The organism is Mesorhizobium sp. M1A.F.Ca.IN.020.04.1.1 (assembly GCF_003997315.1).
GTDB lineage: Bacteria > Pseudomonadota > Alphaproteobacteria > Rhizobiales > Rhizobiaceae > Mesorhizobium.
The window spans coordinates 1-22,724 of the sequence record NZ_RZSN01000040.1; the positions used below are offsets into that span (position 1 = coordinate 1).

A 22,724-nucleotide genomic window follows, 5' to 3' on the forward strand; every position below is an offset into this window, starting at 1 on the left:
GAAGCCGTCGATGAAGGCACGCTCGCCAAGATCGTGGTTCCGGCCGGCACCGAAGGCGTCAAGGTCAACGCGTTGATCGCCGTGCTTGCGGTCGACGGCGAAGACGTCGACAAGGCCGGCGAAGGCATCGGCGAAGAAGAGCCCAAGGCTGAAGCGGCCGCGCCGGCACCGGCGCCCGCCGCGGCCAAAAGCGAGGCGGCTGCGCCTGTCGCCGCCGCGCCGAAGGCGGAAGTCGCGGCCGATCCGGACATCCCTGCCGGCACCGAAATGGTCTCGACCACGGTGCGCGAGGCGCTGCGTGACGCGATGGCCGAGGAAATGCGCCGCGACGGCGATGTCTTCGTCATGGGCGAGGAAGTTGCCGAATACCAGGGCGCCTACAAGATCACGCAAGGCCTGCTGCAGGAGTTCGGGCCGCGCCGCGTCGTCGATACCCCGATCACCGAGCATGGCTTTGCCGGCGTCGGTGTGGGCGCGGCGATGGCAGGCCTGAAGCCGATCGTCGAGTTCATGACCTTCAACTTCGCCATGCAGGCGATCGATCAGATCATCAATTCGGCCGCCAAGACACTCTATATGTCCGGCGGCCAGATGGGCGCGCCGATCGTCTTCCGCGGCCCGAACGGCGCCGCGGCCCGTGTCGCCGCCCAGCACTCGCAGTGCTACGCCGCCTGGTACAGCCACATCCCCGGCCTGAAAGTGGTGATGCCTTACACGGCCGCCGACGCCAAGGGCCTGCTCAAGGCCGCGATCCGCGATCCGAACCCGGTCATCTTCCTCGAGAACGAGATTCTCTACGGCCAGTCCTTCGACGTGCCGAAGCTCGACGATTTCGTGCTGCCGATCGGCAAGGCGCGTGTGCACAAGCAGGGCAGGGACGTCACCCTCGTCTCCTTCGGCATCGGCATGACCTATGCGGTCAAGGCCGAGGCCGAACTGCGCGGCATGGGCCTTGACGCCGAGATCATCGATTTGAGAACCGTCCGTCCGCTCGACTTCGATACCATCATCGCCTCGGTCAAGAAGACCAACCGGCTGGTCGTGGTGGAGGAAGGCTTCCCGCAGAGCTCGGTCGGCGACCACATCGCCAGCCAGGTCTCGCAGCGCGCCTTCGACTTCCTCGATGCGCCGGTCATCACCATCGCCGGCAAGGATGTGCCGATGCCTTACGCGGCGAACCTCGAAAAGCTGGCGTTGCCCAATGTCGGCGAGGTCGTCGAGGCGGTCAAAGCCGTCACCTATCGCTGAGCCGGTCGGGAGGACAACATGCCAATCAACATCACCATGCCGGCTCTCTCGCCCACCATGGAAGAGGGCAATCTCGCCAAGTGGCTGGTCAAGGAAGGCGATCATGTTGCGCCCGGTGACGTGATCGCGGAGATCGAGACCGACAAGGCGACGATGGAAGTCGAAGCCGTCGATGAGGGCACAGTCGCTAAGCTGGTCGTTCCGGCAGGCACCGAAGGCGTCAAGGTCAATGCGGTGATCGCCATTCTGGCAGGCGAAGGCGAGGACGCCGGTGCTGCCGCAAAGAGCGATGGCGGTGCGGCGCCCAAGGCGGAGGCTCCGAAAGCGGACCCTGCGAAGGCCGAGGCCCCCAAGGAAGCGCCGAAGCCGGCGGCCGCGCCGGCGAAGGCCGAGCCTGCACCGGTCGCCAACGGCCACGCCGGCGGCGAGCGCGTGTTCGCCTCCCCGCTCGCCCGCCGCATCGCCAAGGATGCCGGTGTCGACGTGAAGGGGCTTAGTGGCTCCGGTCCGCATGGCCGCGTGGTGAAGGCCGATGTCGAGGCGGCGATCGCTTCCGGCGGCGCCAAGGCTGCGCCTGCCGGCAAGGCTCCTGCCGGTGCGCCTGCAGGCGCTCCTGCCCCCGCGCCGAAGCCGATGTCGGACGATCAGGTGCTGAAACTCTTCGCCGAAGGCTCCTACGAGCTCGTCCCGCACGACAATATGCGCAAGACCATCGCGCGCCGCCTGGTCGAAGCCAAGAGCACCATTCCGCATTTCTATCTGACGCTCGATTGCGAGCTCGATGCGCTGCTCGCGCTGCGCACGCAGCTCAACGCCGCGGCCCCGATGCGGAAAACCGAGAAGGGCGAGGTCCCGGCCTACAAGCTCTCGGTCAATGACATGGTGATCAAGGCGATGGCGATGGCGCTGATGGCGGTGCCGGACGCCAACGCCTCCTGGACCGAAAACGCCATGGTCAAGCACAAGCACGCCGATGTCGGCGTCGCCGTGTCGATACCCGGCGGCCTGATCACGCCGATTATCCGCCACGCAGACGAAAAGACGCTGTCCGTCATCTCCAATGAGATGAAAGATCTGGCAAGCCGTGCCCGCAGCCGCAAGCTGAAGCCCGAGGAATACCAGGGCGGCACCACGGCCGTGTCCGATCTCGGCATGTTCGGCGTCAAGGATTTTGCCGCCGTTATCAACCCGCCGCACGCCACGATCCTTGCGGTCGGCGCCGGCGAGGAGCGCGCCATCGTGAAGAAAGGCGAGATCAAGATCGCGACCATGATGTCGGTGACGCTGTCGACCGATCACCGCGCCGTCGACGGCGCGCTCGGTGCGGAGCTGCTCGGCGCCTTCAAGCGCATGATCGAAAATCCGATGGGCATGCTGGTGTAAGGAAGGGACAAAGGCGGTGCGGAAATTCTTCACCAGCCTTTTAGCCTTCATTCTTTCCGGTCTGGCCGGCGGACTGGTCGTTCAAGAGCTGGCGGTCATCACCGGCGCGACAGAGGAATGCATTCTGGTCTTCGCGGCCACGGTGATGATCGTCGTTGTGGTCACGGTCGGCTTCTTCCTCGTTCAATTCCGAGGCAAGCCGGTGCGGGCGCTCGATGGGATGCTGTGGCTGCTGCTTGCGCTTTTCTGTCTCGGGCTGCTGGCGCTGGTGGGCTGGACGTTTTCGGTGCCGGCCGAGAGCCGGGCGACCGCAAATGACCTTTCGATCGTTTCCGGGCTGATCCTGCCGGGCGTAGCGGCGATCATCGTGCAATGGCCGCGCTGGCAACTCAAGCGCTCGGCGGCGGCATTCGGCTGGGGGACAACCGCATGAAGACAATTCTCTGCTATGGCGACTCGCTGACCTGGGGCTACGACGCCGGCAGCCTCGGCCGCCATGCGCTGGGGGACCGCTGGCCGAGCGTTCTCAAGACGGCGCTGGGCGACGGCATCGAGGTCATCGCCGAAGGGCTGAACGGCCGCACCACTGCCTTTGACGATCACCTCGCCGGTGCCGACCGCAACGGCGCGAGAATGCTGCCGACGATCCTCACGACGCACGCGCCGCTCGACCTGATCATCATCATGTTGGGCGCCAACGACATGAAGCCGTGGATCCACGGCAATCCCGTTGCCGCCAAGCAGGGCATGCAGCGCCTGATCGATATCGTGCGCGGCCACGACTATCCGTTCGACTGGCCGGCTCCGCAGATCCTCATTGTCGCGCCGCCCGCGGTGACGCGCACCGAGAATGCCGAATTCAAGGAAATGTTCGCCGGCGGCGATGACGCCTCGAAGCGGCTGGCGCCGCAATATTCCTCGCTTGCCGACGAGGCCGGCTGCGGCTTCTTCGACGCCGGCTCCGTCGCCGTCACCACGCCGCTCGACGGCGTCCATCTCGATGCCGAAAACACGCGGCGGATCGGTCAGGCGCTGGCGCCCCTCGTGCGTGTGATGCTTTCCTTCTAACCCGAGAAAAATCAGGGAGAAACCCGTGGCTGAGAACTACGACGTCATTATCATCGGCTCAGGCCCCGGCGGCTATGTCACCGCTGTGCGTTCCGCCCAGCTCGGCTTCAAGACGGCGATCGTCGAGCGCGAGCATCTCGGCGGCATCTGCCTCAACTGGGGTTGCATCCCGACCAAGGCGCTGCTGCGCTCGGCGGAGATCATGCACTATTCGAACCACCTCAAGGATTACGGCCTTAAGCTCGACGGCAAGGTCAGCCCCGACACCGCAGCCGTCGTCGACCGCTCGCGAAAGGTGTCTCTCAGGCTGAATGGCGGTGTCGCCTTCCTGATGAAGAAGAACAAGGTCGACGTCATCTGGGGTGAGGCGAAGCTTTCCAAGCCCGGCGAGGTCGTCGTCGCCAAAACCGCCAAGAAGCCGATGGAGCCGCAGCCGCCGGTGCCGAAAGGCGTCAAGAGCGAGGGAACCTATACCGCCAAGCACATTATCCTGGCGACCGGCGCCAGGCCGCGTGCGCTGCCCGGCATCGAGCCGGACGGCAAGCTGATTTGGACCTATTTCGAGGCGATGGTTCCTAAGGAGATGCCGAAGTCGCTGCTGGTGATGGGCTCGGGCGCCATCGGCATCGAGTTCGCCTCCTTCTACCGCACCATGGGCGCCGATGTGACCGTGGTCGAGCTTTTGCCGGCGGTGATGCCGGTCGAGGATGCCGAGGTCTCGAAATTCGCGCAGAAACAGTTCGAGAAGCAGGGCATGAAGATCCTGCTCGAGGCCAAGGTGACCAAGGTCGAGAAGGGTGCCAACTCGGTCACCGCGCATGTCGAGATGAAGGACGGCAAGGTCGAGAAGATCACCGCCGACCGCATGATCTCGGCCGTCGGCGTACAAGGCAATATCGAGGGCCTCGGCCTCGAGGCGCTCGGCGTCAAGACGGATCGCGGCTGTGTCGCGGTCGACGGCTACGGCAGGACGAACGTGCCCGGCATCTACGCCATCGGCGATGTGGCCGGGCCGCCGATGCTCGCCCACAAGGCCGAGCACGAGGGCGTGATCTGCGTCGAGAAGATCGCCAATATCCCGGGCGTGCACGCCATCGACAAGCTGAAGATCCCGGGCTGCACCTATTGCAGCCCGCAGGTCGCCTCGGTCGGCCTGACCGAAGCCAAGGCCAAGGCCGAGGGCAAGGACATCCGCGTCGGCCGCTTCCAGTTCGGTGCCAACGGCAAAGCCATCGCGCTCGGCGAGGACCAGGGCTTCATCAAGACCATCTTCGACAAGAAGACCGGGCAGCTGCTGGGCGCGCATATGATCGGCGCCGAGGTGACCGAGCTCATCCAGGGTTTCGTCGTGGCGATGAACCTGGAGACCACAGAGGAAGAGCTGATGCACACGATCTTCCCGCATCCGACCCTGTCGGAGATGATGAAGGAAAGCGTGCTCGACGCCTATGGCCGCGCTTTGAACGCATGATAGACTGCTCGCGCGAGACTCAGACGCGGCAGCCGGAGGATTCTGAGGGCAAAGCAGTTCGTATCCGGATGCATTTTCACCTGATCAAGGAGGAATTGGCATATGGACGTGAATGGCGTGGGCTGGATAGCAGCCATCATCATCGGAGGCTTGGCCGGATGGCTCGCCGAAATGGTCATGAAGAGCAACACCGGCATCTTCATGAACATCATTTTGGGTATCGTCGGCGCGATCGTTCTGAATGCGATCTTACAGGCTCTCAACATCCAGTCCTTCGGCGCCGGCTGGTTCGCCTATCTCATCACCGGTTTCATCGGCGCCTGCCTGCTGATCTTTGTCGGCCGGCTGGTACGGCGCTGAGCCCCAGCGAAGTCCGTTATGCGAAAATGGCCGTGGCGGCATGCGCCGGCGTGGCCTTTTTCTTTATTCCGAAAAGTCCTAGATGACGCAGACAGGCGGCCGCGACGCGGGCGGCCGCGAAGGGTTCGAAATGGTCACTGTTCTCGACACGATCTCCAATGCGCCGCGCCCGCGGCATCCCGAAAAGGCGCACAGGCCGGACCAGGAAGTGCTGCGCAAGCCGGACTGGATCCGCGTCAAGGCGCCGGTTTCGAAGGGTTACGCCGAGACACGCGAGATCGTGAAGTCGCACAAGCTGGTAACGGTGTGCGAGGAGGCCGGATGTCCGAACATCGGTGAATGCTGGGACAAGAAGCACGCCACCTTCATGATCATGGGCGAGATCTGCACGCGCGCCTGCGCCTTCTGCAATGTCGCCACCGGCATCCCGACCGCCCTCGACGCGGACGAGCCGGCGCGTGTCGCCCATGCGGTCAAGCAGATGGGCCTCAGCCACGTCGTCATCACATCGGTCGACCGCGACGACCTCGACGACGGCGGCGCGCAGCATTTCGCCGATGTCATCCACGCCATCCGCGCCGCCGCGCCTTCAACGACGATCGAGATCCTGACGCCCGACTTCCTGCGCAAGGACGGCGCGCTTGAGATCGTCGTTGCCGCCAAGCCCGACGTCTTCAACCACAATCTGGAAACCGTGCCGTCGAATTACCTGACGGTGCGGCCCGGCGCCCGCTACTTCCACTCGATCCGGCTGCTGCAGCGCGTGAAAGAACTCGATCCGTCGATCTTCACCAAGTCCGGCATCATGGTTGGCCTCGGCGAGGAGCGGAACGAAGTGCTGCAGCTCATGGATGACCTGCGTTCGGCAAATGTCGACTTCATGACCATCGGCCAATACCTGCAGCCTTCGAAGAAGCACCATCCGGTGATCCGCTTCATCACGCCGGACGAGTTCAAGTCCTTTGAGACGATCGGCAAGACGAAGGGCTTCCTGTTGGTGGCTTCGAGCCCGCTGACGCGCTCCTCGCATCATGCCGGCGAGGATTTCGCCAGGCTGCGCGCGGCGCGCGAGGCGCAGCTCAAGAAGGCCAGCTGACGCTTTCATGCCGAAATTCGAAGCCACCCGCCGCGTCGCCTACACGCCGGAACAGATGTTCGCGCTGGTGGCGGATATCGAGACCTATCCGCAATTCCTGCCGCTCTGCGAGGCGCTGACGGTGCGCTCGCGCAAGGAGCGCGACGGCCGCACCATCCTCGTCGCCGACATGAGCATCGGCTACAAGGCGATCCGCGAGACCTTTACGACGCAGGTGCTGCTGAAGCCCGACGAGAACGCCATCGACGTCAAATACATCGACGGCCCGTTCAAATATCTCAGCAACATCTGGCGCTTCGATCCGGCCGATGGCGGCTGCGAAGTGCATTTCTTCATCGACTACGAATTCAAGAGCCGCATTCTCGGCGCGCTGATGGGCACGATGTTCGATCGCGCCTTCCGCATGTTTTCCGAAGCATTCGAGAAGCGAGCGAACGTGATCTACGGCGCAGCGCAAGGCACGCCTGATCCGCGGATAGCCTAGTCCAGCGCTCGCAGGCCAAGCTGCAGCGCGTGCCGGACCGTCTCGTGGCGGATGAATTCGCGCCCCTTATGACCAAACAGCTGGCGCTCGACGACGACCGGCTGGCCGGCAAATGCTATCCCGAACCAGACGAGACCCACCGGCTTTTCCGACGAGCCGCCGCTCGGGCCGGCAATTCCGGTGACGGCAAGGGAGAGGCTCGCGCGCGAATGCGTCAGCGCGCCCGCCGCCATCTCCCTGACCGTCTCACCAGAGACCGCGCCATGCGCCTCAAGCGTCGCCGCGGAGACGCCGAGCATCTCCATCTTGGCTTCGTTGGAGTAGGTGATGAAACCGCGATCGACCACCGCGGAAGAGCCGGCAATGTCGGTCAGTGCTGCAATGATCAGACCGCCGGTGCAGCTCTCGGCCGTAGCCAGCATGATGCCGCGCTGCTGACAAGCCTGGAGCAGGGCGTTGACTAATTCCGCGTTGCTCATGCCGGCACGTCTCCCGGATAGACGACGCTGGCGGTCGCGATCGCCGCAATGCCTTCGCCGCGCCCGACAAAGCCGAGCTTCTCGTTGGTCGTCGCTTTGATGGAAACGCGTTCCGGCGCTATCCCGAGCATCGCCGCCAGCGCCGCCGTCATCGCCTCGCGATGCGGCCCCACCCGCGGCGCCTCGCAGATCAGCGTGATATCGGCATTGGCGATGCGCCCGCCGCGCTCGCGCACCAGCGTCGCCGCATGCTCGACGAAGATTTTCGAGGCAACGCCCTTCCATTGCGGGTCCGACGGCGGGAAATGCGTGCCGATGTCGCCGGCGCCGCAGGTGGCGAGCAACGCATCGGTGAGCGCATGAAGCCCGACATCGGCGTCCGAATGGCCGGAGAGTTTCCGGTCATAGGGGATAGTGACCCCGCACAGAGTGACATGGTCGCCCGCTTCGAACGCGTGCACATCGTAGCCATTGCCGGTGCGGATGTCCGGAAAGCGCGGCAGCGCATTTGAGAGCCGCTGGTCGGCCATCGCGATATCCCTTGCCCAGGTGAGCTTGATGTTGTCCGGCGAGCCCTGGACGATCTTGACCGGAATATGCGCCCATTCGGCGATCGCCGCGTCGTCGGTGAACTCGCTTTTGCCGAGATGATCCGCCTTCTCGTGCGCCGCCAGCAACGGCCAGAACGGGAAGCCTTGCGGTGTCTGCGCCGCGTGCAGGCCGGCCCTTGACACCGTCTCCTCGATCATGCCCTCGGCCGATTCCCGCTTGAGCGTGTCGGCGACGGGCAGCGCCGGCAGGGCGCCCTGGCGCTCGCCGATGGCCTCGATGGTTCGGTCGATGAGCCCATGATCGACGAACGGGCGCACCGCGTCATGCACCAGCACCTTTGCCGGCGCCTGCTCCCTCAGAGCCAAAAGTCCCAGCCGGACGGAAGCCTGGCGGGACGGACCGCCCGTGACGACGAGGGCGCGCGCGGCATTACCTCTTGCCGCGCGCTCGAACAGCTCGCGGTCGTCGGCATGGATCGCCACCACCACTGGCCCGACGGCTGGATGGGACAGGAATCTTTCCAGCGTATGCGCAATGACGGCGCGTCCGCCGATGCGCTGATACTGCTTCGGCCCCTCGGCCTGTCCGGCACGGGCGCCGCGGCCGGCGGCGACAATGACCACGCCGACCTTGCCGTCCGGTTTTTCACTTGTGTCAGTCATGGCGAGAGGCTTAGTCGCGGCTGGCAGGGAAGGCCAGCATTTTCCAAAATGCGCCTTAATGTGACGTCATTGCGCGTTGCACAATGGCTTGCTTCTGGCTACACAATGTGCAGCAATCGAACATGCTTGGTTTTTGTGCATGCCTGAATTGACCACATTGGCTTCGCCGCTCGACGTCGGCGGCGTAAGGATACGCAACCGCGTGTTCCTGGCGCCGATGTCCGGCATCACCGACGAGCCGTTCCGTCGGCGTGCGCATGCGCATGGTGCCGGGCTGGTCGTGTCGGAAATGGTGGCGAGCGGCGAACTGGCCAAGGGCAGGGCCGGCTGCGATCTGCGCATCCGCCATTCCGGACTGCCCGTCCATATGGTGCAGCTTGCTGGCCGCGAGGCAGCGCACATGGCCGAGGGCGCGCGAATCGCGGCGGGCGAGGGCGCCGACATCATCGACATCAACATGGGCTGCCCGGCAAAGAAGGTGACGGGCGGCTATGCCGGCTCCGCGCTGATGCGCGATCTCGATCACGCGCTCTCGCTGATCGAGGCGGTGGTCGGTGCGGTCTCGGTGCCGGTGACGGTCAAGATGCGGCTCGGCTGGGACGAAAGCGCGCTCAACGCGCCGATGTTGGCGCGCCGCGCCGAGCTGGCCGGCGTGCGCATGGTGACCGTCCACGGCCGCACGCGCTGCCAGTTCTATCAGGGTAAGGCCGATTGGCGTGCCATTGCGCGCGTCAAGGAAGCGGTCTCGATCCCGGTGGTGGCCAATGGCGATGTCGGCTCGCCGGAAGCGGCTGCGACGATCCTGGATCAATCAGGCGCCGACGCGGTGATGATCGGCCGTGCCCATTACGGCGCGCCGTGGACCGCCGGCAGCATCGCGGCAGCCGCCGCTGGCATGTCTGCAACCGATATTCCCGAAACGCCCAAGAGGCTTGCTGACTACGTGGTTGCGCATTACGAGGACATGCTCTCGCTCTACGGCGTCGAAAGCGGGCTCCGCCAGGCGCGCAAGCATCTCGGCTGGTATCTGGACAGGCACGCGACTCGTGCTTCGGCGGAACGGCGCAAGCACATCCTCACTTCCTTCGAGCCGGCTGAAGTGATCGCCGGGCTGCGCCAAGCCTTTACCGAAAGCGCGGCATCGCCAGAATTGCGGAGCGCGGCATGAATACGAACCTCCCACAGCCGGCCGACACCGCGGATGCCGCCAATATCGTGCTGAACACCATTCGCCGCCCGGTGATCATGGTCGATGCCGACGGCTTCATCACCTTCGCCAACGCGGATGCAGAGGATTTCTTCCGCTCCAGCGCGACCATGCTGGCGCGCAACACGTTGTCCAAGCTGGTCCCGTTCGGCAGTCCGCTGCTCACCTTGGTCGACCAGGTGCGCGAGCGCCGCGCGCCGGTCAACGAATACCGCGTCGACGTCTCTTCGCCGCGCCTCGGCATCGAGAAGATGGTCGACCTCTACGTCGCCCCGGTGCCGGAGTTTCCCGGCTCGGTCGTGGTGATGTTCCAGGAACGGTCGATGGCCGACAAGATCGACCGGCAGATGACACATCGGGGTGCCGCCCGTTCTGTCACCGGCCTGGCGGCCATGCTGGCGCATGAGATAAAGAACCCGCTCTCCGGCATCCGCGGCGCGGCGCAACTGCTCGAGCTCTCGGCCTCCGACGAGGACCGTGCCCTCACCCGGTTGATAACCGACGAGACCGACCGCATCGTGTCGCTGGTCGACCGCATGGAAGTGTTTTCCGACGAGCGGCCGATCGAGCGCTTTCCCGTCAACATCCATGTCGTTCTGGATCATGTGAAAGCGATCGCCAAGAACGGCTTTGCAAAAAAAATCAAGATCTTGGAGGAATATGATCCATCGCTTCCTCCAGTCTATGCGAACCGTGACCAGCTGATCCAGGTGTTCCTCAACCTGGTCAAGAACGCCGCGGAGGCGATCGGCGCCGACCCGCAGGGCGAGATCGTGCTGTCGACGGCTTTCCGGCCCGGCATCCGCGTTTCCGTGCCGGGAACGCAAGACCGCGTCTCGCTGCCGCTGGAATTCTGCGTGCACGACAACGGCCCCGGTGTTTCCGAGGACATCCTGCCGATCCTCTTCGATCCGTTCATCACCACCAAACCGAACGGCTCGGGCCTCGGGCTGGCACTGGTCGCCAAGATTGTCGGCGAGCACGGCGGCATCATCGAATGCGATTCGACGCAGCGTGGAACCACTTTCCGCGTCTTGATGCCGGCCTGGAAGGACACTTTGCCCAACGCCGGCGACGAAGCTGAAGGAGACCGCAAATGACCGTTCGCGGCAATATCCTCGTCGCCGACGACGATGCGGCGATCCGAACCGTGCTCAACCAGGCGCTGTCGCGCGTCGGCCATGAAGTGCGCGTGACTTCGAACGCCTCGACGCTGTGGCGCTGGGTGGCTGCCGGCGAGGGCGACCTCGTCATCACCGATGTGGTGATGCCGGACGAGAACGCCTTCGACATGCTGCCGCGCATCAAGAAGGCGCGACCCGAGCTGCCGGTCATCGTCATGAGCGCGCAGAACACTTTCATGACTGCCATCCGCGCCTCCGAGACCGGCGCCTACGAGTATCTGCCGAAGCCCTTCGATCTGACCGAGCTGCTCAACATCGTCAACCGCGCGCTTGCCGAGCCGAAGCGGCCGAAGCTGGATTCCCGCGCCGACGATCAGCCGGAGACGATGCCGCTGGTCGGCCGCTCGGCCGCCATGCAGGACATCTACCGCATGCTGGCCCGCATGATGCAGACCGACCTGACGGTGATGATCAGCGGCGAATCCGGCACCGGCAAGGAGCTGGTAGCGCGCGCGCTGCACGAATACGGCCGCCGCCGCGGCGGGCCTTTCGTGGCCATCAACATGGCCGCGATCCCGCGCGACCTGATCGAATCGGAACTGTTCGGCCATGAGAAGGGCGCCTTCACCGGCGCGCAGAACCGCTCCACCGGCCGCTTCGAGCAGGCCGAAGGCGGCACGCTGTTCCTCGACGAGATCGGCGACATGCCGATGGAGGCGCAGACGCGCCTGCTGCGCGTGCTACAGCAGGGCGAATACACGACCGTCGGCGGCCGCACGCCGATCAAGACCGACGTGCGCATCGTCGCCGCCACCAACAAGGATTTGCGGACCTTGATCAACCAGGGCCTGTTCCGCGAGGACCTGTTCTACCGCCTGAACGTCGTGCCGCTGCGACTTCCGGCGTTGCGAGAGCGTTCTGAAGACGTGCCTGACCTTGTCCGGCATTTCTTCAAGCAGGGCGCCAGCGAAGGCCTGCAGACCAAGCGCATTTCCGCCGGTGGCATCGAGCTGATGAAGCGCTATCCCTGGCCCGGCAATGTGCGCGAGCTGGAAAATCTGGTGCGCAGGCTCGCCGCGCTCTATTCGCAGGACGAGATTTCGGCCGAGATCATCGAGGCCGAACTGAAGACCGGCGAGCGATCTGTCGTGCCGGACGGCGGCGCGCTGATCCCCGACGACCTGTCGATCGGCCAGGCGGTCGAGCATTTCCTGCAGCGCTATTTCGCGTCCTTCGCCGGCGACCTGCCGCCCTCCGGGCTCTACCAACGCATCCTCGCCGAGGTCGAATATCCGCTGGTGCTGGCTTCGATGACCGCGACGCGCGGCAACCAGATCAAGGCGGCCGAGCTTCTGGGCCTAAACCGCAACACGCTGCGCAAGAAGATCCGCGAGCTTGGCGTCAACGTCTACAAGGCCGCCAGGCAGCCCTGACTTTGCCTTCACTTTTGGGGATTAAGTCGGGGAAAGATTTCCGTCCCGGCCACACTTGTTGCATAATCGCCACAATGCGTTGCATACATCCGACGCAATGACCGACTCTAGACGGCGATATGGCTGCTGAGGCTCCGACACTGAACCAACCGCTTTTCAGCCGGGCCGGCGTTCGCGACGGCCGCCGGCTGCTGGCGTTGCCCGGCGTGGTCGCGATCGTCGGCGCCATGATCACCGCAGCGATCTCGTTTGCAATCCTTGTCGGTGCGACCCCGATCGCGCCGAATGCAAACGCCACCTGGGCGTTGATCGCGCTCAACGCCGTCTTCGTCCTCTTCCTGATCGCTCTGATCAGCCGCGAGATCCGCCGCATCGTCATGGCCCGCAGGAACGGCCGTGCAGCATCGCGGCTGCATGTGCGCATCGTCGCCATGTTCGCGCTGGTCGCCGCGATCCCGGCGATCATGGTCGCGATCATCGCCTCGATCACGCTCGATATCGGCCTCGACCGCTGGTTCGAGATCCGCACCAAAACGATAGTCAATTCGTCGCTGTCGATCGCCGATGCCTATGTCCAGGAAAATGCCCGCAACCTGCAGGGCACGACCCTGTCGATGGCCTACGACCTCGATGCCTCGCGCACGCTCTACGGGCTCGACCGCACCGGCTTCCTCGACCTCATGAACAAGGAGGCCGTCGGCCGCGGACTGGCGCATGCGGCGCTGATCAAGCCTGACGGCTCCTTCGTCATGAGCGCCAAAACCGACGCCGACTTCGCCATGCCGGAGCCGCCCCCTGGCGCGGTCAACACGGCCGCCGACGGCAAGCCGGTGCTGATCGAGCCGCGCACCCGCAACATCATGGGCGCCATTGTCAAGTTGCGCGAGATCGAAGGTCTTTATCTCTACACGATCCGGCTCGTCGACCCGGACGTTATCAAGGCGCGGCAGATCGTTCGGTCGAACACCGACGAGTATCGCGGACTGGAAGAGAACCGTCGCACTTCGCAAGTCGCGTTCGCGCTGCCCTATCTGTCGCTGACCCTGATCGTCATCCTGTCGGCGATCTGGACCGGCATCGCCGTGGCGGATCGAATTGTCCGGCCGATCCGCCAGCTGATCGGCGCGGCCGACGAGGTGGCGACGGGCAATCTCGACGTCGCCGTCCCCGTGCGTCAATCGGACGGCGACGTCGCTTCGCTCGGCGAGACCTTCAACAACATGATCCTCGAGCTCAAATCGCAGCGCAACGAGCTGCTGTCGGCCAAAGACCTGATCGACGAGCGGCGGCGGTTCTCGGAGGCGGTGCTGGCTGGCGTGACCGCAGGGGTCATCGGCGTCGATCCGTACGGCGTCATTACCATCGCCAATCGCTCGGCCGAAACGATGCTGGCGATCTCGGCGAGTGCCGCGCTCGGACAGAACCTGTCCGCCATCCTGCCTCATGTCGGTCGCGTCTTCGAGATCGGGCGCCAATCCGGCAAGCCGGTCTATCGCGAGCAGGTGACCTTCTTCCGCGCCGGCATGGAACGGACTTTCAATGTCCAGGTCACCGTCGAGGCCGGAGACGACGGCTCGGAGGAAAAATCCTATGTCGTCACCATCGACGACATTACCGATCTCGTGCAGGCGCAGCGGTCCTCGGCCTGGGCCGATGTGGCGCGGCGCATTGCCCATGAGATCAAGAATCCACTGACGCCCATCCAGCTCTCGGCCGAGCGCATCAGGCGCCGTTACGGCAAGGTCATCACCGAGGACCGTGAAGTCTTCGATCAGTGCACCGACACCATCATCCGTCAGGTCGAGGACATCGGCCGCATGGTCGACGAATTCTCGGCCTTCGCCCGCATGCCGAAGCCGGAGATGAAGGTGATAGACCTGCGCGAGTCGCTGCGCGAAGCTTCGTTCCTGGTGGAAGTCAGCCGCTCCGACATTGCTTTCCAGCGTGATTTCGGCAACGAGCCGCTCAAGGGAACGTTCGACAGCCGCCTGATGGCGCAGGCCTTCGGCAACGTCATCAAAAACGCCGCCGAGGCCATCGACGGACTTGATGCGCAAGACCGTTCCGACGGCACAATCCGGATTCAAGCCGGGCGCCAAGATGGCGCCATAAGAATCGATGTTATCGACAACGGCAAAGGGCTGCCGCGCGAGAATCGGCAGCGACTGCTCGAGCCCTACATGACGACGCGCGAAAAAGGCACTGGCCTTGGCCTCGCTATCGTCAAGAAGATCGTGGAGGACCATGGCGGCCGGCTCGAATTGCACGACGCGCCGCCCGATTTCCACGGCGGCCGGGGCGCGATGATCTCGATCATCCTGCCGCCGGCGGCGGTCGTCGCCGCGCCGCCACGCGGCGAAGGCCGCGACGAACACGAACGAGAAACTGAAAAGGTCGGTAATGGCGTCTGACATTCTCATCGTCGATGACGAGGAAGACATCCGCGAACTGGTCGCCGGTATCCTGAGCGACGAAGGTCACGAAACCCGCACGGCACACGATGCGGACAGCGCGCTGGCGGCGATTGCCGATCGCGCGCCACGGCTGATTTTCCTCGACATCTGGCTGCAGGGCTCGCGCCTCGACGGCCTGGCGCTGCTCGACGAGATCAAGACGATGCATCCGAACATGCCGGTGGTGATGATCTCCGGCCACGGCAACATCGAAACGGCGGTGTCGGCCATCCGGCGTGGCGCCTATGATTTCATCGAGAAGCCGTTCAAGGCCGACCGTCTCATCCTGATCGCCGAGCGCGCGCTGGAAACTTCGAAATTGCGGCGCGAGGTCTCCGACCTCAAGCTGCGCAGCGGCGAGACCTTCGACCTGATCGGCATGTCGTCAGCGATGAGCCAACTGCGGCAGACCATCGAGCGTGTCGCACCCACCAACAGCCGCATCATGATCATCGGTCCGTCGGGTTCCGGCAAGGAACTGACGGCGCGCGCCATCCACGCGCTGTCGGCGCGCAAGAACGGGCCGTTCGTGACGCTGAGCGCCGCCACCATCACGCCGGAACGTATGGAGATCGAGCTGTTCGGCACCGAATCGAACGGCACCGAACGCAAGGTCGGCGCGCTGGAGGAGGCGCATCGCGGCATCCTCTACATCGACGAGGTCGCCGACATGCCGCGCGAGACGCAGAACAAGATTCTGCGCGTGCTGGTCGAGCAGCAGTTCGAGCGGGTAGGGGGCACAAAGCGGGTCAAGGTCGACGTCCGCATCATCTCTTCCACAGCGCAAAACCTGGAGGCCATGATTGCCGATGGCCGCTTCCGCGAGGACCTCTATCATCGCTTGGCGGTGGTCCCCGTCACTGTGCCGGGTCTCGCCGAACGGCGAGAGGATATTCCGTATCTCGTCGACAATTTCATGAAGCAGATCGCGCGGCAGGCCGGTATCAAGCCGCGCCGCATCGGTGACGACGCGCTGGCCGTGCTGCAGGCGCACAACTGGCCGGGGAACGTGCGCCAGCTGCGCAACAATGTCGAGCGGCTGATGATCCTGGCGCGAGGCGGAGACGTCGACGCCCCGATCACCGCTGACCTTCTGCCCTCCGAGATCGGCGACGTCATGCCGCGCACCCCCAACCAGTCGGACCAGCACATCATGGCGCTGCCGCTGCGCGAGGCGCGCGAGCAATTCGAGAAGGACTATCTGATCGCCCAGATCAACCGCTTCGGCGGCAACATCTCGAAGACGGCCGAGTTCATCGGCATGGAGCGATCAGCCTTGCACCGCAAGCTGAAGTCGCTGGGCGTGTAAAGGCAATCCAGGAAAAGTGTGCAGCGCCGGTTGGGGTCGGCGGCTTCGCCGTACCATTCCGTCTGGAATTGCCCAACGCCGGCTGGCCCACGCGATTGTTCATTACGGCAGCGGCGGAATCGCTTAAGAGAGCCGGACATTTCCCTGAGGTAGCCCATGCCGCGCATTGCCTATGTGAACGGGCGCTACGTTGCCCATGCCGAAGCCCGCGTCCATATCGAGGATCGCGGCTATCAGTTCGCTGACGGCGTCTATGAGGTCTGCGAGGTGGCGCGCGGCTTTATCGTCGACATGCCGCGCCATCTGGCCCGGCTCAAGCGCTCGCTCAAGGAATTGTCGATCGCATGGCCCGTCTCGGAAGGCGTCCTGCCGATGCTGCTGCGCGAGGTGGTGCGCCGCAACAACGTCGTCAACGGCCTCGTCTATCTCCAGGTGACGCGCGGCGTCGCCAGCCGTGAATTCGTCTTTCCGGCAGCCGGCACCCGTCCGTCCTTGGTTATAACCGCCCGGAAGGCCGACCCCTCTGCTGCCGCCAAGCGGGTTGAGACCGGCATCAAGGTCATCACCGTCCCGGAGAATCGCTGGGACCGTGTCGACATCAAGAGCACCGGCCTGCTTGCCAATGTGCTCGCCAAGCAGAAGGCCAAGGAAGCCGGCGCCCAGGAGGCCTGGTTCGTCGACTCCGACGGCACGGTCAAGGAGGGCGGCTCGTCCAATGCCTGGATCGTCACCCGCGACGGCGTCCTGGTGACGCGGCCGGCCGAACACGGCATCCTGCGCGGCATCACCCGCACGACACTGTTCGACGTCGCCGAAAAGCTCGGTCTGAAGATCGAGGAGCGTGGGTTTTCGATCGCCGAAGCCAAGGCAGCGCGCGAGGCTTTCATCAGTTCCGCGACCACGATCGCCATGCCGGTAGTCGAAATCGACGGCGCGCCGATCGCAAACGGCCACCCCGGTTCCATGACACTTTCGTTGCGGCAGGCATTTTTTGACATTGCGGAAAAAAGTCCAGCCTGATAACCGCAAAGGTGGAATGAATCTCAACTATCTCGTTCTGCTTGTCGTTTAGGCGGCAAGAGGGGGTTTGCGCGCTTGACAGGCGCCTCGTAATTTGGCGCATTGGCCTGCAGACCGAAGGGGATCGGCGAAAGACAAAAACAATGGCGGAACGATCGCAAAACCTTCAGGACCTGTTCCTGAATTCAGTTCGCAAGAGCAAAAATCCACTTACCATCTTTCTCATCAACGGTGTGAAGCTGACCGGCGTGGTCACTTCGTTCGACAATTTCTGTGTGTTGTTGCGGCGCGACGGGCATTCCCAGCTCGTCTACAAGCACGCCATTTCCACGATCATGCCGAGCCAGCCGGTTCAGATGTTTGATGGCGAGGAAGGCCAGGGCGCCTGATTGGCACGTGAGCAGGACGCGGACCGCAGAGTTCGCGGGAAACAAGGACATCAACTCGGGCCGGAAGCCAAGGATCCGACCCGGGCGGTTGTCATTGTGCCGGTGCTTGCGCGCCAGCCGCGCGGCGATGAGGATTCGAGCCGCCCGCGCCTGAGCCGCTCGGCGGATGCCCGCCACGACGAGGCGGTCGGGCTTGCCAGCGCCATCGACTTGGACCCGGTCCACACCGCAGTGGTGACGGTCACCGATCCCCGCCCGGCAACGCTGCTCGGCAGCGGCAAAGTGGCCGAATTCGCCGACATCGTGAAGGAACGCAAGGCGGAATTGGTCATCGTCGACCATCCGCTCACGCCGGTGCAGCAGCGCAATCTCGAGAAGGAACTGAACGCCAAGGTGCTCGACCGCACCGGGCTTATCCTCGAGATCTTCGGCGAGCGCGCCAGGACCAAGGAAGGCACCCTGCAGGTCGAGCTGGCGCATCTCAACTATCAGAAGGGTCGGCTGGTGCGCAGTTGGACCCACCTCGAACGGCAGCGCGGCGGCGCGGGTTTCCTGGGCGGTCCCGGCGAAACGCAGATCGAATCCGACCGGCGGATCCTGCAGGACAAGATCACCAAGCTCAAACATGAGCTGGAAACGGTTCGCCGCACCCGCGACCTGCACCGCGCAAAACGCAAGAAGGTGCCATTTCCGGTAGTTGCGATCGTCGGCTACACCAATGCCGGAAAGTCGACGCTGTTCAACCGGCTGACCGGGGCAGGGGTGCCGGCGGAGGACATGCTGTTCGCCACGCTCGATCCGACGCTGCGCCGCGTGCGCCTGCCGCACGGCACGCCGATCATCCTGTCGGACACGGTCGGCTTCATCTCGGACTTGCCGACTCATCTGGTCGCGGCCTTCCGGGCGACGCTGGAAGAGGTCGTCGAGGCCGATCTCGTGCTGCATCTGCGCGATATCTCTGATCCGGACACGGCAGCGCAGGCCGAGGATGTCGAGCGCATCCTTGGCGATCTCGGCGTCGATGCCGCGGACACCAGCCGCGTGATCGAGGTGTGGAACAAGATCGACCTGCTCGACGAAGGCAATCGCGAGCGCCTGCTTGCCGAGAGCGCCGGCGGCAAGGCGCCGCCGATCGCGATATCGGCAGCGACCGGCGAGGGGATCGATGCGCTCAAGGCGCTCATCGAGGCCAGAGTGTCGGGCGAGTTGGAAACGATGACGGTGACGTTGAGCCCCGCTGAGCTCGGCCAGGTCGACTGGCTCTATCGCAATGGCGATGTCGTCTCGCGGAGCGACAATGAGGACGGCAGCGTCACCATCTCACTGACGGCCACGCACAGCGCCCGCCAGGAGATCGAGACCCGGCTGAACCGCAGGAACCACGGCTAGGCCGCTGCTTATCTTGCGTTTTTGGCCTGCTGCCAGAGGGTTTCCATCTCGTCCAAAGTCGCCTGTTCCAACGACCTCCCGGAAGCCTCCAACTCCCGCTCGACATAATGGAAGCGCGAGCGGAACTTCTCGTTGGTGCCGCTCAGCGCGGCTTCGGCATCAAGTCTCAAATGGCGGCCGAGATTGACGACGGCAAACAGCATGTCGCCGAACTCATCCTTGATGGGTGCCGCGTCGCCCGTGACCAGCGCCTCGCGCAGCTCGCCGATCTCTTCCTCTATCTTGTCGAGGATGGGTGCTGCCTCGCTCCAGTCGAAGCCGACGCGCGCAGCCTTCTCCTGCAGCTTCAACGCGCGGGTCAGCGCAGGGAGCGCAACCGGCACGCTATCGAGATAGCCCTTGCCGTGATCTTCCGGGTCGAGGCCGCGCGCGATGCGGGCGTTGCGCTTCTCGGCCTTCTCCACCGCCTTGATCTTCTCCCACATGCCCTTGGCCATGCCGGCGCTGCGCGCCTTCTCGTCGCCGAAGACATGCGGGTGACGGCGGATCATCTTGGTGGTGATCGCCTCGACAACGTCGCCGATCGCGAACTCGCCAATCTCCTGCGCCATCTGCGCGTGGTAGACGACCTGCAGCAGAAGGTCGCCCAGTTCCTCTCGCAGATCGTCGAAGTCGCCGCGCGCGATCGCATCCGCCACTTCATAGGCTTCCTCGATCGTGTAGGGGGCGATGGTGGAAAAGTTCTGCTCGATGTCCCAGGGGCAGCCGGTCTCCGGCGCTCTCAGTGCCGCCATGATCTCGATCAGACGGGAGATGTCTTTGGAGGGTTTCATGCAACAAACCCTAGCGCGCGCCGCGGCGGGCGACCAATCCCGCCGGCTGGCAAAAGCCGATTGTCCACAGTTGCGCCGGCGCTCAGTCGAGCACCGAAACGATCGCCTTGGCGAGCTCGTCCATGCCATCCTCAGGCAGACCTGCCACATTGATGCGGCTGTCACCCACCATATAGACGGCGTGCTCGGTGCGCAGCCGCTCAACCTGCGTTTCGGTGAGCCCCAGGCGGGAGAACATGCCGCGATGGCTGGCCACGAAATCGAAGCGATCGGAGTTGGATTGCCGGCGCAACGCCTCGGCGAAGGCGACACGCAGCCTGAGCATGCGCAGCCGCATCTCCTCGAGTTCCGTCTCCCAGACCTTCTTCAGATCGGCGTCTTCCAGCACCATGCGTACGGCCGCAGCGCCATGGTCCGGCGGCATCGAATAGAGCGCTCGCGCCGCTGCCAGCATCTGGCTCATCGCCACGTCGGCCTGTGCGCCGTCCTTGGCCATGATCATGGCGGCACCGACGCGATCGCGATAGACGGCGAAATTTTTCGAGCAGCTCGAGGCGACGACCATCTCGGGCACCTTGCCGGCGAGCAGCCGCAGGCCGGTGGCATCGGCGTCGAGCCCTTCGCCAAAGCCCTGATAGGCGATGTCGACGAAAGGCAGCAGGCCGCGCTCAAGCAGAACGTCGGCAACGTTCGCCCATTGCGCAGCATCCAGATTGGCACCGGTCGGGTTATGGCAGCAGCCATGCAGCAGCACGATATCCGCGCTATTGGCGGTCTTGAGCACCGCCAGCATGTCGTCGAAACGGACAGCGCCGGAAACAGCGTCGAAATAAGGATAGTCGCGCACCTGTAGGCCGGCGGCGCGCATCACCGGCAGGTGGTTCGGCCAGGTCGGATCGGAGAGCCACACCGTCGCGCCTGGGCGCGTGCGCTGCAGAAGCTCGGCCACCAGCCTGAGCGCGCCCGATCCGCCCGGCGCCTGCGCTGCGCGGATGCGCGAATGATCGGCCTTCTCGCCGAAGGCAAGCTTGATCATGGCGGCGTTGAAGCCGGTGTCGCCGGCGAGGCCGAGATAGGTCTTGGTGTCCTGGCCCGCGAGCAGCCGCTTCTCGGCCTCGCGCACGGCCCGCATCACCGGCGTCCTGCCGTCACGATCCTTGTAGACGCCGACACCGAGGTCGACTTTGCCGGGGCGCGTGTCGGCGCGGTAAAGGCCGATCAACGCAAGGATCTTGTCGGCGGGCGCGGGCTGCAGGGTCTCGAACATCGATAGGGCTCCAGTGGCGGCGGAGTGATACGCAAATCGGCCGCGCTTCGCCAGCGGTTTCCTCCGTTTGCCCGCTCGTTCCTGGCTCTCCCGAGGCCGGCGCAACTCCTCGCGGGAATCGCAGAAAGAAACGGCAGCCAGGGATTAAAATCCCCACATGCTCCGTAAACAGGGCATGAAACGGTCGATGGCACGCTTCGATATCGTCGGGCAGTTGGGCTCGCTGCGGCGCTACGCACGCTCGCTGACGCGCGACAGCGCCGATGCCGAGGATCTGGTCCACGACGCGCTGGTGCGCGCCTATGAGCGGCGCGGCACCTTTCGTTCGGGCGGCAACCCGCGCGCCTGGCTGCTGGCGATCCTGCACAACATCTTCATCGACCGCATGCGCTCGCGGCGGTCCGAGGCAGCGCGCATCGAGCAGGCAGGCCGTCTCGCCGAGCAAAACATGCCGGCGTCCCAGGACCATTCGGTGCGCCTTTCGCAGGTGCGCGAAGCCTTCCTGTCGCTGCCGGAAGAGCAGCGCGCCGCGCTGCATCTCGTCGCCATCGAAGGGTTGAGCTACGCAGAGGCCGCCGACGTCAGTGGCGTCCCGCTCGGAACCCTGATGTCGCGCATCGGCCGCGCTCGTGCGGCGCTGCGCGAGATGGAGGAGGGCGCTCCGGCGCGCGGCAAAAATCACCTGAGGATCGTGGGAGGTGAATCATGACCGCCATCGTCGATCCGGTGACCGATGCCGATCTCGACGCCTATGTCGACGATCAGCTCGACGTCGCCCGCCGCATCGAGGTCGAGGCGTTCCTGTCCGCTCGTCCCGAAGTGGCTGCGCGTGTGATGTCGGATCTCAGAACGCGCGACGAGTTGCGCGTGGCGCTGGCCGGGCCAGGCGCAATGGCGCGCACGGCGACGACCGACGCGGCGCGTCGGCTGGAAAGGGTGCTTGCCAGGGACCGAGCCTTTTCCGTGCTGCAGCGCGCCGCGGCCGCCGCCGTGCTGGTGGCGGCAGGGTGGCTTGCGAACGGCGTCTTCGGGCCGATCGCCGTCAGCAAGGTGGTCGCCTCGACGCAGCCGCCCGCCTATGTCGAGGAAGCGGTCAGCGCCCACCGGACGACGCTAGTGCGTGAGACGATGCCGTCCCAGGCCGAGGCGCCGAATTACAATGCCGACGAGATCCGCGCCGCGACCGCGATCGTCATGCCGTCATTGCCCGACGACTGGCGGATCCGCGATGTTCAGATCTATCCGTCGCGGTTCGGGCCGAGCGTCGAGATGGCACTCGAAACGAAGGACCTCGGGCTGGTGTCGCTGTTTGCGATCAGGCCAGGCACGTTCGACGTCGTGAAGCCCACCGTCGCGCCCTTGGGCGATATTTCGTCCGCCTATTTCCAGATCGGCGAGGTCGCTTACGCCGTCGTCGGACAAGGCGATGCCGGCGATCTCGACCGGGCCGCCGAAAAGCTCGCCCGCACTCTCTATTGAAACAGCCAATCGAACCGA

General features: G+C 64.5%; 22 protein-coding genes. 18 read left to right on the forward strand and 4 right to left on the reverse strand.

The window, feature by feature from the left end; genetic code table 11:
* The 8 genes from EOA49_RS11105 to EOA49_RS11140 form a co-directional block, all read left to right on the forward strand.
* Nucleotides 1–1,248: pyruvate dehydrogenase complex E1 component subunit beta (locus tag EOA49_RS11105; protein ID WP_127243151.1), on the forward strand; the 1,248-nt coding region annotated here is incomplete at its 5' end.
* An 18-nt stretch (nucleotides 1,249–1,266) separates the two neighbouring features.
* Nucleotides 1,267–2,631 carry a pyruvate dehydrogenase complex dihydrolipoamide acetyltransferase gene (locus tag EOA49_RS11110; RefSeq protein WP_127243152.1) on the forward strand — a complete coding sequence of 455 codons (1,365 nt, stop codon included), beginning with the start codon at nucleotides 1,267–1,269 and terminating at the stop codon, nucleotides 2,629–2,631.
* 16 nt (nucleotides 2,632–2,647) lie between these two features.
* Nucleotides 2,648–3,064 carry a hypothetical protein gene (locus tag EOA49_RS11115; RefSeq protein ID WP_067321377.1) on the forward strand — a complete coding sequence of 139 codons (417 nt, stop codon included), beginning with the start codon at nucleotides 2,648–2,650 and terminating at the stop codon, nucleotides 3,062–3,064.
* A complete protein-coding gene (locus EOA49_RS11120) occupies nucleotides 3,061–3,699 on the forward strand; it encodes an SGNH/GDSL hydrolase family protein (RefSeq protein WP_127243153.1) in 639 nt (212 codons plus the stop codon). Before EOA49_RS11115 ends, EOA49_RS11120 begins: the two co-directional genes overlap by 4 nt.
* 25 nt (nucleotides 3,700–3,724) lie before the next feature.
* The gene (gene lpdA / locus EOA49_RS11125; protein ID WP_127241553.1) at nucleotides 3,725–5,170 is read left to right on the forward strand and encodes a dihydrolipoyl dehydrogenase; all 1,446 of its coding nucleotides are present in this window, start codon (nucleotides 3,725–3,727) and stop codon (nucleotides 5,168–5,170) included.
* Nucleotides 5,171–5,272: 102 nt separating this feature from the next.
* Nucleotides 5,273–5,530, forward strand: a complete 258-nt coding sequence (locus EOA49_RS11130) for a GlsB/YeaQ/YmgE family stress response membrane protein (protein ID WP_067321367.1) — start codon at nucleotides 5,273–5,275, stop codon at nucleotides 5,528–5,530.
* Nucleotides 5,531–5,660: 130 nt separating this feature from the next.
* Nucleotides 5,661–6,626, forward strand: coding sequence for a lipoyl synthase (lipA, locus tag EOA49_RS11135; protein WP_127241558.1), 966 nt, complete (start codon nucleotides 5,661–5,663; stop codon nucleotides 6,624–6,626).
* Between the two features lie 7 nt (nucleotides 6,627–6,633).
* Entirely contained in the window at nucleotides 6,634–7,110 is a 477-nt protein-coding gene (locus tag EOA49_RS11140) for a type II toxin-antitoxin system RatA family toxin (RefSeq protein WP_066989693.1), read from the forward strand.
* Here the strand turns inward: EOA49_RS11140 and EOA49_RS11145 are convergent.
* A complete protein-coding gene (locus tag EOA49_RS11145) occupies nucleotides 7,107–7,589 on the reverse strand; it encodes a CinA family protein (protein WP_127241554.1) in 483 nt (160 codons plus the stop codon). The two genes, EOA49_RS11140 and EOA49_RS11145, sit on opposite strands and share 4 nt — an antisense overlap.
* On the reverse strand, nucleotides 7,586–8,803 hold the full coding sequence (locus EOA49_RS11150; protein ID WP_127241555.1) for a bifunctional 2-C-methyl-D-erythritol 4-phosphate cytidylyltransferase/2-C-methyl-D-erythritol 2,4-cyclodiphosphate synthase: 1,218 nt from the start codon (nucleotides 8,801–8,803) through the stop codon (nucleotides 7,586–7,588). The genes EOA49_RS11145 and EOA49_RS11150 overlap by 4 nt, the downstream gene beginning before the upstream one ends.
* Before the next feature lie 139 nt (nucleotides 8,804–8,942).
* Between EOA49_RS11150 and dusB the strand changes: the two genes are divergently transcribed.
* The 8 genes from dusB to hflX all read left to right on the forward strand — a co-directional run bounded on the left by dusB (nucleotide 8,943) and on the right by hflX (nucleotide 19,127).
* A complete protein-coding gene (gene dusB / locus EOA49_RS11155) occupies nucleotides 8,943–9,971 on the forward strand; it encodes a tRNA dihydrouridine synthase DusB (RefSeq protein WP_127241556.1) in 1,029 nt (342 codons plus the stop codon).
* Entirely contained in the window at nucleotides 9,968–11,110 is a 1,143-nt protein-coding gene (locus tag EOA49_RS11160) for a nitrogen regulation protein NR(II) (RefSeq protein WP_066989706.1), read from the forward strand. The genes dusB and EOA49_RS11160 overlap by 4 nt, the downstream gene beginning before the upstream one ends.
* On the forward strand, nucleotides 11,107–12,567 hold the full coding sequence (gene ntrC / locus EOA49_RS11165) for a nitrogen regulation protein NR(I) (protein ID WP_066989709.1): 1,461 nt from the start codon (nucleotides 11,107–11,109) through the stop codon (nucleotides 12,565–12,567). Before EOA49_RS11160 ends, ntrC begins: the two co-directional genes overlap by 4 nt.
* Before the next feature lie 119 nt (nucleotides 12,568–12,686).
* Nucleotides 12,687–14,978 carry a PAS domain-containing sensor histidine kinase gene (locus EOA49_RS11170; protein WP_095800702.1) on the forward strand — a complete coding sequence of 764 codons (2,292 nt, stop codon included), beginning with the start codon at nucleotides 12,687–12,689 and terminating at the stop codon, nucleotides 14,976–14,978.
* Nucleotides 14,968–16,329 (forward strand): sigma-54 dependent transcriptional regulator, encoded by a 1,362-nt coding sequence (locus tag EOA49_RS11175; RefSeq protein ID WP_066989715.1) that lies wholly within the window; start codon nucleotides 14,968–14,970, stop codon nucleotides 16,327–16,329. Before EOA49_RS11170 ends, EOA49_RS11175 begins: the two co-directional genes overlap by 11 nt.
* A gap of 156 nt (nucleotides 16,330–16,485) precedes the next feature.
* Entirely contained in the window at nucleotides 16,486–17,349 is an 864-nt protein-coding gene (locus tag EOA49_RS11180; RefSeq protein ID WP_127241722.1) for a D-amino-acid transaminase, read from the forward strand.
* 143 nt (nucleotides 17,350–17,492) lie between these two features.
* Nucleotides 17,493–17,738: an RNA chaperone Hfq gene (gene hfq / locus EOA49_RS11185; RefSeq protein WP_066989720.1), complete on the forward strand. Its 246-nt coding sequence runs from the start codon at nucleotides 17,493–17,495 to the stop codon at nucleotides 17,736–17,738.
* On the forward strand, nucleotides 17,739–19,127 hold the full coding sequence (gene hflX, locus EOA49_RS11190; protein ID WP_127243154.1) for a GTPase HflX: 1,389 nt from the start codon (nucleotides 17,739–17,741) through the stop codon (nucleotides 19,125–19,127).
* 8 nt (nucleotides 19,128–19,135) lie between these two features.
* On the opposite strand, the gene mazG is transcribed toward hflX, so the two are convergent.
* Both mazG and EOA49_RS11200 read right to left on the reverse strand, forming a co-directional pair.
* The gene (gene mazG, locus EOA49_RS11195) at nucleotides 19,136–19,960 is read right to left on the reverse strand and encodes a nucleoside triphosphate pyrophosphohydrolase (protein ID WP_095825426.1); all 825 of its coding nucleotides are present in this window, start codon (nucleotides 19,958–19,960) and stop codon (nucleotides 19,136–19,138) included.
* A gap of 82 nt (nucleotides 19,961–20,042) precedes the next feature.
* Nucleotides 20,043–21,227 carry an amino acid aminotransferase gene (locus EOA49_RS11200; protein ID WP_127240449.1) on the reverse strand — a complete coding sequence of 395 codons (1,185 nt, stop codon included), beginning with the start codon at nucleotides 21,225–21,227 and terminating at the stop codon, nucleotides 20,043–20,045.
* Nucleotides 21,228–21,414: 187 nt separating this feature from the next.
* Here EOA49_RS11200 and EOA49_RS11205 point away from each other — a divergent pair, with 187 nt between their 5' ends.
* Nucleotides 21,415–21,936, forward strand: a complete 522-nt coding sequence (locus EOA49_RS11205) for a sigma-70 family RNA polymerase sigma factor (protein WP_245430608.1) — start codon at nucleotides 21,415–21,417, stop codon at nucleotides 21,934–21,936.
* Complete coding sequence (locus EOA49_RS11210) at nucleotides 21,933–22,706, forward strand: anti-sigma factor (RefSeq protein WP_127240451.1); 774 nt, start codon at nucleotides 21,933–21,935, stop codon at nucleotides 22,704–22,706. The genes EOA49_RS11205 and EOA49_RS11210 overlap by 4 nt, the downstream gene beginning before the upstream one ends.
* The last annotated feature ends 18 nt before the right edge of the window (nucleotides 22,707–22,724 follow it).